12 protein-coding genes are annotated in these 12,729 nt (G+C 62.0%); 4 read left to right on the top strand and 8 right to left on the bottom strand.

Annotated features, from left to right (window positions below; all coding sequences use genetic code 11):
- Positions 1-31: 31 nt before the first annotated feature.
- From glpD to ACPZMI_RS12425, 4 genes are all read right to left on the bottom strand, one after another.
- Positions 32-1,570 (bottom strand): glycerol-3-phosphate dehydrogenase, encoded by a 1,539-nt coding sequence (gene glpD / locus ACPZMI_RS12410; RefSeq protein WP_426352325.1) that lies wholly within the window; start codon positions 1,568-1,570, stop codon positions 32-34.
- 201 nt (positions 1,571-1,771) lie between these two features.
- On the bottom strand, positions 1,772-2,527 hold the full coding sequence (glpR, locus tag ACPZMI_RS12415; RefSeq protein WP_065863095.1) for a DNA-binding transcriptional repressor GlpR: 756 nt from the start codon (positions 2,525-2,527) through the stop codon (positions 1,772-1,774).
- 169 nt (positions 2,528-2,696) lie between these two features.
- A complete protein-coding gene (glpK, locus tag ACPZMI_RS12420; RefSeq protein ID WP_065863094.1) occupies positions 2,697-4,196 on the bottom strand; it encodes a glycerol kinase GlpK in 1,500 nt (499 codons plus the stop codon).
- A 65-nt stretch (positions 4,197-4,261) separates the two neighbouring features.
- The gene (locus ACPZMI_RS12425; protein WP_426352326.1) at positions 4,262-5,113 is read right to left on the bottom strand and encodes an MIP/aquaporin family protein; all 852 of its coding nucleotides are present in this window, start codon (positions 5,111-5,113) and stop codon (positions 4,262-4,264) included.
- Positions 5,114-5,418: 305 nt separating this feature from the next.
- On the opposite strand from ACPZMI_RS12425, the gene ybaK reads away from it, so the two are divergent.
- Positions 5,419-5,889: a Cys-tRNA(Pro) deacylase gene (gene ybaK / locus ACPZMI_RS12430; protein WP_186668530.1), complete on the top strand. Its 471-nt coding sequence runs from the start codon at positions 5,419-5,421 to the stop codon at positions 5,887-5,889.
- Between the two features lie 20 nt (positions 5,890-5,909).
- On the opposite strand, the gene ACPZMI_RS12435 is transcribed toward ybaK, so the two are convergent.
- Positions 5,910-7,019: an ABC transporter ATP-binding protein gene (locus ACPZMI_RS12435; RefSeq protein ID WP_426352327.1), complete on the bottom strand. Its 1,110-nt coding sequence runs from the start codon at positions 7,017-7,019 to the stop codon at positions 5,910-5,912.
- On the bottom strand, positions 7,016-7,936 hold the full coding sequence (gene argF / locus ACPZMI_RS12440) for an ornithine carbamoyltransferase (protein ID WP_186668526.1): 921 nt from the start codon (positions 7,934-7,936) through the stop codon (positions 7,016-7,018). The genes ACPZMI_RS12435 and argF overlap by 4 nt, the downstream gene beginning before the upstream one ends.
- Positions 7,937-8,302: 366 nt before the next feature.
- Here argF and ACPZMI_RS12445 point away from each other — a divergent pair, with 366 nt between their 5' ends.
- Both ACPZMI_RS12445 and grxD read left to right on the top strand, forming a co-directional pair.
- Positions 8,303-10,411 (top strand): molybdopterin oxidoreductase family protein, encoded by a 2,109-nt coding sequence (locus tag ACPZMI_RS12445; protein WP_186668524.1) that lies wholly within the window; start codon positions 8,303-8,305, stop codon positions 10,409-10,411.
- A 116-nt stretch (positions 10,412-10,527) separates the two neighbouring features.
- Positions 10,528-10,863 (top strand): Grx4 family monothiol glutaredoxin, encoded by a 336-nt coding sequence (gene grxD / locus ACPZMI_RS12450; RefSeq protein ID WP_136913238.1) that lies wholly within the window; start codon positions 10,528-10,530, stop codon positions 10,861-10,863.
- A gap of 71 nt (positions 10,864-10,934) precedes the next feature.
- Here grxD and bfr read toward each other — a convergent pair whose 3' ends face one another.
- A complete protein-coding gene (gene bfr, locus ACPZMI_RS12455; RefSeq protein ID WP_054891795.1) occupies positions 10,935-11,408 on the bottom strand; it encodes a bacterioferritin in 474 nt (157 codons plus the stop codon).
- A 203-nt stretch (positions 11,409-11,611) separates the two neighbouring features.
- On the bottom strand, positions 11,612-11,833 hold the full coding sequence (locus ACPZMI_RS12460) for a bacterioferritin-associated ferredoxin (protein WP_426352328.1): 222 nt from the start codon (positions 11,831-11,833) through the stop codon (positions 11,612-11,614).
- A gap of 214 nt (positions 11,834-12,047) precedes the next feature.
- Here ACPZMI_RS12460 and ACPZMI_RS12465 point away from each other — a divergent pair, with 214 nt between their 5' ends.
- Positions 12,048-12,650: a peroxiredoxin gene (locus ACPZMI_RS12465; protein ID WP_054891793.1), complete on the top strand. Its 603-nt coding sequence runs from the start codon at positions 12,048-12,050 to the stop codon at positions 12,648-12,650.
- The last annotated feature ends 79 nt before the right edge of the window (positions 12,651-12,729 follow it).

The following is a 12,729-nucleotide window of genomic DNA, read 5'->3' on the forward strand; positions in this document are numbered from 1 at the left end:
GGGCTGGCGCGGCGCCACCCCGTCGATGGACTCAGGCCGCGCGGACCCGGGCCCGGTTCGAGGCGGCCTGCTGCAGGTAGTCGGCCAGGGCCTGTTGCTCGGCAGCACTGGTGAACAGGCCCAGTTTGGTGCGACGCCAAAGAATATCGTCCACGCTGACGGCCCATTCCGCGGCGCACAGGTAGTCCACCTCGCGGCTGAACAAGCCGCCACCGATCGACTGACCAAGATCGTCCGGCCCTTGTACACCTTCGAGCAGACGCCAGACCCGACTGCCGTAAGTCAGTACCCAGCGCTTGGCGATGTCCACCGGCAGCCAGCCGTGGCGCGCCAGAACGGCATCGACCAGGGCCTGCACGCTGGTCATGCCTTCGCCGCCTGGCAATGGCGCACTGGCAGTCCAGCTGCCGCGCATCTGGGAGAAGAAGGGCTTGAGTTCGGCCATGGCCGACTCTGCCAGCTTGCGGTAGGTGGTCAGCTTGCCGCCGAACACCGAAAGCAGGGGCGCCTGCCCCTCGCTGGCGGACAACGCCAGGGTGTAGTCGCGGGTAACGGCCGAGGGGTTGTCCGACTCGTCGTTGCACAGCGGGCGTACGCCGGAGTAGGTGTGCTGGATGTCGGCGCGTGACAATTGATGATTGAAATGTTCGTTGACCACCTTGAGCAGGTAGTCGGTTTCCGCGTCGGTGATCGCCACCTTGGCCGGGTCGCCGCTGTATTCACGGTCGGTGGTGCCGATCAGGGTGAAGCGGTCCAGATAAGGGATGCAGAAGACGATGCGCTGGTCTTCGTTCTGCAGGATGTAGGCGTGTTCGCCTTCGTACAGCCGCGGCACGATGAGATGGCTGCCCTGGATCAGGCGGATGCCGTAGGGCGCATCCAGCTTGAGGTCGTCCTTGATGAAGCTTGCCACCCAGGGGCCGGCGGCGTTGACCAGGGCGCGGGCGCGGATGGTCTGCAGGCTACCGTCGGCATGCTGCAGCTCAACCTGCCACAGGCCATCGACACGTTCGGCGCGCAAGCAGCGGGTACGGGTGTGCAGGTGGGCACCTTTTTCGCGGGCAGCCATGGCGTTGAGTACCACCAGGCGAGCGTCATCGACTGCGCAATCGGCATATTCGAAACCGCGGGTGATCGTGGGCTTGAGCGGATATCCGGCACCAAAACGCAGGCTGCGCGAGGCGCCCAGGCGTTTGCGCTTGCCCAGATGATCGTAGAGGAACAGGCCGGCGCGAATCATCCAGGCCGGACGCAGGTGCGGACGGTGTGGCAACACGAAGCGCATGGGTTTGACGATGTGCGGCGCCTTGGCCAGCAGCACTTCCCGCTCGGCCAGGGCTTCACGTACCAGGCGGAATTCGTAGTGTTCCAGGTAGCGCAGGCCACCATGGATAAGCTTGCTGCTCGCCGAGGAGGTGTGCTGGGCCAGGTCGTCCTTCTCGCACAGGAAGACCTTTAGGCCGCGCCCAGCAGCATCGGCGGCGATACCGACGCCATTGATGCCACCGCCGATCACGGCGAGGTCATAGCAGTCGGCGAGGGGCGGCTGGGGCTGGACGGGCTGGGACACGGGCAAGGCCTCCTGGGAGCGGTTCACAGCGAATGTGAACATCTATGTTCGTTTCCGAAAATAGTAGCGCAACAAAATGGCCATCGCCAGTCGCTGATCATAGAAAATTCTGATCAGATGGCAATAAAGTGAACATTAGTGAACATTCCATGGCGCTGTCTCACCGGCGGATCACCACCGGCGAGGTGCAGCGGTGCGCGCTCAGACCACTTCCAGGCGGATCTTGTACTGGTTCAGCAGTTGCGTGAGTGTGGGAGTGGGATGCTGGTCGGTCACCAGGCAGTCGATCAGGTTGATCGAGCCCAGGCGCACCATGGCGTTGCGCCCGAACTTGCTGGAGTCGGCAGCAAGGATGACCTGCCGGGCATTGGCGATGATGGCCTGGGATACCCGTACTTCCTGGTAGTCGAAGTCCAGCAGGCTGCCGTCTTCGTCGATGCCACTGATGCCGACCAGGGCGAAATCGACCTTGAACTGGCTGATGAAGTCGACGCTGGCCTGCCCCACCACACCGCCGTCACGGCGAACCGTACCGCCTGCCACCAGGACTTCGAAGTCATCCTTGGCACCGAGGATCGACGCCACGTGCAAGTTGTTGGTGATGACCTTCAGGTGGCTGTGGTTGAGCAGGGCCCGGGCGATGGATTCGGTGGTGGTGCCGATATTGATGAACAGCGAGGCGTGATCGGGGATCTGCCGGGCGACGGCCTCGGCGATGCGTTGTTTCTCGTCGCGCATCTGGTCGGCGCGCATGGCGTAGGCAGTGTTCTCCACGCTCGAGTCATATGCGGCACCACCGTGATAGCGGCGCAGCAGGTTGACCTCGGCGAGCTGGTTGATGTCGCGACGGATGGTCTGGGGCGTGACGACGAACAACTGCGCCATTTCCTCGATACTGACGTAGCCGCGTTCGCGCACCAGTTCGAGGATTTGTTGTTGGCGAGGGGGCAGATTCATGGGCGGTCCTTTGGGGCTGCCGGACAAATGCTGCAATGATGCCGTAGGAAGGGGATGACGACCAGTAGACTGTTGTCGCTAGCCTGTGCTGGTACTTCTGTGGAAGCGGCCTTGCGCCGCGATCGGGCGTGCAAGGCCGTTCCTGAACGGATCAAGTGAGAGGCTGACGTCAGCCTTCGTGATCTTCCCAGTCGCGGGTGCGCTCGATGGCTTTCTTCCAGCCCGCGTACAACTTTTCTTTCTGCGCGTCATCCAGTTGCGGGCTGAACTCGCGTTCGATGATCGCCTTGTCGCGCAACTCGTCGAGGCTGCTCCAGAAGCCACAGGCCAGGCCTGCCAGGTAGGCGGCGCCGAGGGCGGTGGTTTCGCGCATTTTCGGACGCTCCACGCAGGTGCCGAGGATGTCGGCCTGGAACTGCATGAGGAAGTTGTTGGCCACCGCGCCACCGTCCACGCGCAGCTCCGAGAGGCGCTGGCCGCAGTCGTGCTGCATGGCGTCGAGCACGTCGCGGGTCTGGTAGGCGATCGACTCCAGGGCGGCACGGATGATGTGGTCGACCTTGACGCCACGGGTCAGGCCGAACAGCGCGCCGCGGGCGTACGGATCCCAGTAGGGGGCGCCGAGGCCGGTGAAGGCAGGCACCAGGTAGACGCCGTTGCTGTCCTTCACCTTGCTGGCGAAATACTCGGTGTCGAGCGCGTCGTTGACGATCTTCAGCTCGTCGCGCAGCCATTGGACCGTGGAGCCACCGTTGAACACTGCGCCTTCGAGGGCGTAGGCCACTTCGCCACGAGGGCCGCAGGCGATGGTGGTGAGCAGGCCATGGGACGAGGTGACGGCCTTGTCGCCGGTGTTCATCAGCAGGAAGCAGCCGGTGCCATAGGTATTCTTGGCCTGGCCCGGCTCCACGCACATCTGGCCGAACAGCGCCGACTGCTGGTCGCCGGCGATACCGGCGATGGCGATACCGCTCTTGGTGTGGCCGTAGACCTCCGAGGACGGGCGCACCTGGGGCAGCATCTGCCGCGGGATGCCGAGGATGTCCAGCAGCTTGTCATCCCATTGCAGGGTGTGAATGTTGAACATCAGCGTGCGTGAGGCGTTGGTGTAGTCGGTGACGTGCACCTTGCCGCCGGAGAATTTCCAGATCAGCCAGCTGTCGACGGTGCCGAACAGCAGTTCGCCCCGTTCGGCACGTTCGCGGGCGCCTTCGACGTTGTCGAGGATCCACTTGAGCTTGGTGCCGGAGAAGTATGGGTCGGTGACCAGGCCGGTGGTTTCGCGGATGTACTGCTCGTGGCCGTCACGCTTGAGCTGCGCACAGATCTCGGTGCTGCGGCGGCACTGCCAGACGATGGCGTTGTATACCGGGCGACCGGTTTCCTTGTCCCACACCACGGTAGTTTCGCGCTGGTTGGTGATGCCGATCGCTGCCACCTGGGCGTGGCTCAGGCCTGCCTGCGCCAGGGCCTCGACCATGGTCGCGCTCTGCGTGGCGAAGATCTCCATCGGGTCGTGTTCGACCCAGCCAGCTTGCGGATAGTGTTGGGCGAACTCGCGCTGGGAGGTGCCGACCACATTGGCGTCGCGGTCGAAGATGATCGCCCGCGAACTGGTGGTGCCCTGGTCCAGGGCGATGATGTAGTTCTTATCCTGGGTGTCTGTCATGGTCGTTGCCTTGCACGAAAAGGGAGTGAGTCAGGGAGGGCGGGCGAGATCGCGCAGCGCCGGTCTCAGGAAGTTTGAGTATCGCCCTGGGTAGCAGCATCTGTCTGTGGGTTCGTGGCGTCGGCCGTCGGCAGGTTGCGGGCAATCAGGACGCGATAGCCCGCAGCCCCCAGACACGCGCCGATGATCGGTGCGAACACCGGAACCAGGAAGTAGGGAATGTCCCGTCCACCCGTGAAGGCAATTTCGCCCCAACCCGCCAGGAATGTCATGAGTTTGGGCCCGAAATCCCGTGCCGGGTTCATCGCGAAGCCGGTGAGCGGCCCCATGGCGCTGCCGATCACCGCGATCAGCAGGCCGATCAGCAGCGGTGCGGTGGCGCCACGCGGCAGGCCGTTGTTGTCATCGGTCAGCGCCATGATCACGGCCATGAGAATGGCAGTGATCACCACTTCAACCAAGAACGCCTGGCCGATGGACAGCGACGGATGCGCATAGGTGGAAAACACCGACGCCAGCTCGAGACTGGCCTGGCTGCCCCTGACCATGCTGTGCGCCTGTTCGAAATCGAAGAACAGCGTGCTGTACAGGGTGTAGACCAATGCCGCACCACAAAACGCGCCGCAGACCTGGGCGAGTATATAGAAAGGCAGTTTGCGCCTGTCGAAACCGGCGAACAGGGTCAGCGCGATGCTGACGGCCGGGTTCAGGTGCGCACCGGAAACGCCAGCGCTGAGGTAGATCGCCATGCTGACGCCGACACCCCAGATGATGCTGATTTCCCAGAGTCCGAAGCTGGCACCCGCGACCTTGAGCGCGGCCACGCAACCGGTACCGAAGAAGATGAGCAATGCTGTACCCAGGAACTCGGCCATGCACTGGCCGGAAAGCGTTGGTTGTCGTAGAGCTGTCGTCATGTAGGACCTTCGGTTCTTGTTGTTGTGAGGCGCTGGGCGCTCGGGTGTCGACGCCGGTTGTCCATCCCCATGAACGACCGGCGAGTGTACGGGTGTGCACTATTTATGTGCGCATTTTCTTCATAAACGAAAAAATATAGACAAGAAACGCTGATGTCAAAGGTCGAAAGTGAACGGTCGGCCACATTCTGACCCACGAACATGAACCTGCCTGCACAGGTCCGGTGCACGCCCCGAAGTCCGCTGGCTGGCCCCCGGGATTTGCCCTAAAGTAGCCGGCAAGCTGTCATTGACTGGAGCTGTACATGACCCCCGCACTCGACCTGCTGAAGAAGGCGCGCGCCGAACATCGCGTGCTCAGCTACGAACACGACCCCAAATCCGCCTCCTATGGCCTGGAAGCCGCCGAGAAGCTCGGGCTCGATCCGCAGCAGGTGTTCAAGACGCTGCTGGCCAGCAGCGAGAAAGGTGAGTTGCTGGTGGCAGTGGTGCCGGTGATCGGCACGCTCGATCTCAAGGCGCTCGCCCAGGCTGCGGGGGTAAAGAAGTGCGAGATGGCCGACCCTGCCGCGGCCCAGCGGGCCACGGGTTATCTGGTCGGTGGCATCAGCCCTTTAGGGCAGAAGAAGCGCCTGCGCACCTTCATCGATGAGTCGGCGCAGCAGTTCGCCAGCATTCATGTCAGCGCCGGACGGCGCGGGCTCGAGGTGGAGCTGGCAGCCGCGGTGCTGGCCGAGCATACCCAGGGCACGTTTGCCGGGATCGGCAGAGGCTGAGGGCGTGCAGGAAAGCGGCTTCAGGTCGCCGAGCTGTAGCGGCGCACGCCGTTTTCCTGTATCTGCAACTGCGCCGCGACACTTCCCGGTACGGCGAACAGCACCAGATGGTCAGCCGCTACGGCGATGCCTACGTCCTGGCCGACCTGGTGATCGACATGACTGGGGAAAATCGCCTCCAGCTGGCTACCGGTGGGCAATTCCAGGCGATAGAGCGTCGAGGCGCCCAGGAAACTCTTGCCATTGATGCGCGCGCGCAGCGTGCTGTCTGGTGCGTGCACGATGTCGTCCGGACGCAGCAGGACATCCACCGAACTGCCCACCGGCATCAGGTAGGCACGATTGCCGCGCAGTTCACCGAGCTCGGTGTTCACCGATTCCGGGCTGCTCATCTGGCCGCGGATGAAGTAGCCCTGGCCGATGAAGCTGGCCACGAACGGCGTCTGTGGCTCGTGATAGAGGTTGTAGGGCGTATCCCATTGTTCCAGGCGACCTTCCTTGAACACGCCGACATGATCGCTGACGGCGAAGGCTTCTTCCTGGTCGTGGGTGACCAGAATTGCGCTGGTGCCGCGGCTCTTGAGAATGTCGCGCACCTCGTGGCTCAGGCGTCGGCGCAGCTCCACGTCGAGGTTGGAGAACGGTTCGTCGAGCAGTAGCAATTGCGGCTCTGGCGCCAGCGCGCGGGCCAGGGCGACACGCTGCTGCTGGCCGCCGGAAAGTTCATGGGGGTAGCGTGCGCCCAGACTGCCGAGCTTGACCAGCTCGAGCATTTCCTCGACCACTTCGCCTTGGCGCGGATGCTTGCCGATGCCGAAGGCAATGTTCTGTGCCACGGTCAGGTGTGGGAACAGCGCGTAGTCCTGGAACACCATGCCGATCCGGCGTTTTTCGGGGGCGAGGGTGAAGCCTGCGCGGGAGATGACGTCCCCGGCCAGCTGGATCTCGCCGTCATGCACCGGCTCGAAGCCGGCGATGGCGCGCAGGGTGGTGGTTTTGCCGCAACCCGAAGAGCCCAGCAGGCAACCAATGTCGCCTGCGTTCAGGTGCAGGTTGAGGTTCTGGACGATGCGCTGCTCGCCATAGCCACAGGCGAGGTTGCGCAGGTTGAGCAGCAGGGGTTGACTCATGCGTGGTGGTAAGCCGGTTCTACAAGGAATTCAAGAAGGGCCTTCTGTGCATGCAGGCGGTTCTCGGCCTGGTCCCAGGCGACCGAACGTGGGTCGTCGAGCAGATCCTGGCTGATTTCCTCACCGCGGTGGGCGGGCAGGCAGTGCATGAACAGGGCGTCGGGTGCCGCCAGGTCGAGCAGTTCGCGGGTGACCTGGTACGGCGCGAAATGCGCCAGGCGCCGTGCAGTTTCCTCTTCCTGACCCATGGAAGTCCAGACATCCGTGGTCACCAGGTGCGCGCCGCGTACCGCTTCCTTCGGATCACGGATGATCCGTACGCGTTCGCCACCGAGCTCGAGGAAGCGTGGATCGGGCTCGTAGCCCTCCGGGCAGGCAATGTGCAGCTGGAAATCGAACTGGCGGGCCGCCTCGATGTAGGAGTTGCACATGTTGAAGCCATCGCCGATCCAGGCCACGGTCTTGCCCTGGATCGAGCCACGGTGTTCGACGAAGGTCTGCATGTCGGCCAGCAGTTGGCAGGGGTGCGATTCGTCGGACAGGCCATTGATCAACGGCACCTTCGAATGCGCGGCGAATTCGGTCAGGGTGCTGTGGGCATGGGTGCGGATCATCACCGCGTCGACCATGCTCGAGAGCACGATGGCGCTGTCGCTGATCGGCTCGCCGCGACCCAGTTGCGTGTCGCGCGGGGACAGGAAGATTGCCTGGCCGCCGAGCTGGATCATGCCCGCTTCGAACGATACGCGGGTGCGGGTCGATGACTTCTCGAAGATCATGCCCAGCACGCGGTTCTTCAGGGGTTCGAAGAGCACGCCTCGCTTGCGCAGGTCCTTCAGCTCGATGCCTCGACGGATCACGCCGAGCAATTCGTCAGCGGTGAAATCCAGCAGGGAGAGAAAGTGCCTGGTGCTCATGATTGACTACCTTATCTGCAACGGTTTGCAGGTCGACCGTATGGTTTTTTTTGACAACGGGAGTGACCTGCGGCGTAAGCCGCACGGGGCGGACGGAATAGGGAAAGGCGCAATACTATAATTAAATGTCGCCTGAAACCAAGAGGGGAAACAGCGGGGCTGTTTCAAAGGGTGTCGTAAACCCTTGTGGAAGGTCTGTTTTTTATTTTCTACAGGGGGTTGTACACGGCTTGGCAGGGCTTTGGCAAACGCCGTGTCGCGAATCGTGTGCCTGATGACGTCCGATTCACACGACTAAGCGGCGTGGCATCGGTGATCGGCCGGGGGCATAGTCGGAGCTTCCAGAACAACAAGGCAGAGGCGGCCATGACCAAGACCCTGCATCACCGTGCCTGTCACCTGTGCGAGGCCATCTGCGGCCTCAATATCGAAGTCAGCCATGCGCCCGATGGGCGGGCGTCGATCAGCGCGATCAAGGGCGATCCGCAGGACCCATTCAGCCGAGGACACATCTGTCCCAAGGCGGTGGCGCTGCAGGACATCCAGGAAGACCCTGACCGCTTGCGCCAGCCTCATCGGCGCGTGGGGGAGCGCTGGGAGCCAATCGCCTGGGATGAGGCATTTGCGCTGGCTGCCGAACGCTTGTGGAGCATCCAGCAGGCGCATGGGCGCAACGCCGTGGCGGTCTACCAGGGCAATCCCAGCGTGCACAATTACGGGTTGATGACTCACAGCAACTACTTTCTGGGGCTGCTCAAGACGCGCAACCGGTTTTCCGCCACCTCCGTCGACCAGTTGCCCCAGCACCTGACCAGCCACCTGATGTATGGCCATGGCCTGCTGCTGCCGATCCCCGATATCGACCACACCGATTTCATGCTCATCCTCGGCGGCAACCCATTGGCGTCCAACGGCAGCATCATGACCGTGCCGGACGTGGAAAAACGCTTGAAGGCGCTGCGTGCCCGCGGCGGGCGGCTGGTGGTGATCGACCCCCGACGCAGTGAAACGGCGGCGATGGCCGATCAGCACCTGTTCATCCGTCCTGGCGGTGATGCGGCGTTGCTGTGTGGCCTGCTCAACACCTTGTTCAGTGAAAACCTGGCGCGCGGCTCGCATCTGCCGATCGATGGGCTCGAGCAGGTGCGCGAGGCGATCTCGCCCTTCACGGCGCAAGCCATGAGCCCGCTGTGCGGTATCGAGGCCGGGCAGATTCGCCAGCTGGCGCGCGATTTCGCTGCGGCCGGCAGTGCCGTGTGCTACGGGCGCATGGGTGTCTCCACCCAGACCTTCGGCACGCTCTGCCATTGGCTGGTGCAACTGATCAATCTGGTCACCGGCAACCTCGATCGCCAAGGTGGTGCACTGTGCACCGAGCCTGCGGTTGACCTGGTCGCCAGTACCTCGGGCGGTCACTTCAACCAGTGGCAGAGCCGGGTCTCTGGCCTGCCGGAGTACGGCGGGGAGCTGCCAGTTGCGGCGTTGGCCGAGGAAGTGCTGACACCCGGCGAAGGTCAGGTGAGGGCGCTGGTGACCGTCGCCGGCAATCCGGTGTTGTCCACGCCCAACGGCCGCCAGCTCGACGGGGCGCTGGCGGGCCTTGAGTTCATGCTCAGCATCGACCTGTACATCAATGAAACCACGCGCCACGCCGACCTGATCCTGCCTTCCACGTCGGCGCTGGAAAACGATCACTACGACAGCACTTTCAACCTGCTGGCAGTGCGCAACGTCACCCGTTTCAACCGAGCGATCCTGGCCAAGCCAGAGGGGGCGCTACATGATTGGGAGATCTTTGTCGGGCTGGCGCGGGCGTTCGCCGAGCGTGCGGCGCTCGAGTTAAAGCCGACCCTGCCTCCGGCGCAGATGATCGACCTGGCGCTGCGCAAAGGCCCGCGCGGCGAGGCGTCGCCATGGGGGTTGTCGTTGCAGGCGCTGGACGCCTACCCTCATGGACTCGACCTGGGGCCGTTGCAACCCAATCTTGCTGCTCGGCTGCGTACCCCAGGTCAGGTTGTGCAGGCCGCGCCACAGGTGCTGCTCGACGATCTCCAGCGCTTGGCGCGGCAGGTGCCGATGGCGCACGACCAGTTGTTGCTGATTGGCCGTCGGCATGTGCGCAGCAACAATTCCTGGATGCACAACTTCCATCGCCTGGTCAAAGGCAAGCCACGGCACCAATTGCTGATGCATCCGCAGGACTTGCAGCAGCGCCAGCTCGAGGACGGGCAATGGGTAAGGGTTCGCTCGCGTACCGGTAGCCTGGAGGTGCAGGTTCTGGCCAGTGAAGAGGTGATGCCCGGGGTGGTCAGCCTGCCGCATGGCTACGGGCATGGTCGCCAGGGTGTTCGCTTGCAGATTGCCCACGCACAGCCGGGGGTGAGTGCCAATGACCTGACCGATGAACGGCTGCGCGATGCGTTGTCGGGCAATGCCGCGCTCAATGGAGTACCGGTGCAGGTGGAGGCGGCCTGATTGCGAAATGGGGCGGCTTGACGCCCCAGGTCCATTACCGAGCACGACACTCGGCTTTCCGATACAATGCGTCACCGTGCCGACGACCGTGTCGGAAAGTTCAGCCGAGGTGCTCCATGGATATCATCGAAACAATCAAAGAGCAGATTGCCAACAACACCATTCTGCTTTACATGAAAGGCTCGCCGAATGCCCCGCAGTGCGGCTTCTCGGCCCGTGCTTCGCAGGCTGTGATGGGTTGTGGCGAGAAATTCGCCTACGTCGACATCCTGCAGAACCCGGAAATCCGCGCCAACCTGCCCAAGTATGCCAACTGGCCAACCTTCCCTCAGCTGTGGGTAGGTGGTGAGCTGGTGGGGGGCAGCGACATCATGCTGGAGATGTTCGAGAAGGGTGAGCTGCAGACCCTGATCAAGGAAGCAGCCGCCAAGGCCAAGGCTTCCGAGGCCTGATCCAGGTTTACCGCCGGCATGAAAAAGCCCCGCCTAGGCGGGGCTTTTTCATGGGTGCTATCCAGGGAGGCTTATTCTTCGCCCATCTGCGACTGCAGGTAGTTCTCGATGCCGATCTTGTCGATCAGGCCCAGCTGGGTTTCCAGCCAGTCGATGTGCTCTTCCTCGGACTCGAGGATGTCTTCGAGCAATTCGCGGGAGCCGAAGTCGCCGACCGTTTCGCAGTGCGCGATGGCGGCTTTCAGGTCAACCAGGCCTTTCTGCTCGATCTTCAGATCGCACTCGAGCATTTCCTTGGTGTGCTCGCCGATCAGCAGCTTGCCCAGGTCCTGGACGTTGGGGATGCCTTCGAGGAAGAGAATACGCTTGATCAGCTTGTCAGCGTGCTTCATCTCGTCGATGGATTCCTTGTACTCGTGCTTGCCGAGCTTGTTCAGGCCCCAATCTTCGTACATGCGTGCGTGCAGGAAGTACTGGTTGATCGCGACCAGCTCGTTTCCGAGGATCTTGTTGAGATGCTGGATGACGCTTACGTCGCCTTTCATGATCGGGTTCCTGCCCTGTAGAAGTGTGCCAATGCAGGAAGTTTGAGCCCGACAACTTCGCGTTGTCAAACCTAAGTTCTTGAATAATAAGTGAAAATTAATAGGAATAAGAATGTTTGTGAACCGCGTTCGAAGGCTAACTTATTGAATTACAGGCATAAAAAAACCGGACACGAGGTCCGGTTCTTCAAAATCGGGGTGTTTCAGACGGCGTTAAATTCTACCGGATAAGGCAGGGCGGCCGTTTGACTGAGCTGAAGGTCTGTCAATGTTTCACGGACCACCTGCTTGGCGAGGCACGCACACTTGCCGCACTGGCTGGCGACGTTGGTGGCGGCACGGACTTCCTTGTAGCTGCAGCATCCTTCGTAGATCGCATCACGGATCTGTCCATCGGTTACGCCGACGCAGAGACATACATACATAAGGTCAGACCATCGCTGGTTGAGTCGATGGGGTGGAGCTTAATGGTAATGAGAATGCTTGTCAAAGCACTTGAAGAAAGCTTCATCTTCCCGCGACCGGTGGTTCGATTCGGCCTGTCACGATAAGCCGTGTATGATGGTCGGCCTTTGTTGGATGCCGGGCGTGCCAGCCTCGCCCGGGCAACGGTTTTTCACCATCATCAGGAGATAACGAATGAGCGTGCTCGTTGGTAAACAAGCCCCGGACTTCACCGTTCCAGCCGTGCTGGGCAACGGCGAGATCGTCGACAGCTTCAACCTGGCTTCGGCCATCAAGGGCAAGTACGGCCTGGTGTTCTTCTACCCACTGGACTTCACCTTCGTCTGCCCGTCCGAGCTGATCGCCCTGGACAACCGCATTCCTGACTTCGAAGCCCGTGGCGTGGAAGTGATTGGCGTGTCGATCGACTCGCACTTCACCCACAACGCCTGGCGTAACACCCCGGTCAACAACGGCGGTATCGGTCAGGTCAAGTACACCCTGGCGGCCGACATCACCCACGAAATCTGCAAGGCCTACGACGTCGAGTCCGAAGGCGGCGTAGCCTTCCGTGGTGCCTTCCTGATCGACAAGAACGGCGTTGTTCGTTCGCAGATCGTCAACGACCTGCCACTGGGCCGTAACATGGACGAGCTGCTGCGTCTGGTTGACGCCCTGCAATTCCACGAAGAGCACGGCGAAGTCTGCCCGGCCAACTGGAAGAAAGGCGACAAGGGTATGAACGCTTCGCCGGAAGGTGTTGCGGCCTACCTGAGCGAGAACGCTGGCAAGCTGTAATCGCCACGCGTAAAAAAACCGGCCCATGTGGCCGGTTTTTTTGTGTCTGGCATCCTGGAGCGCTGCGCGCCCCAGGATT

Origin of the sequence: Pseudomonas wayambapalatensis (genome assembly GCF_049942315.1) — a bacterium.
GTDB lineage: Bacteria > Pseudomonadota > Gammaproteobacteria > Pseudomonadales > Pseudomonadaceae > Aquipseudomonas > Aquipseudomonas wayambapalatensis.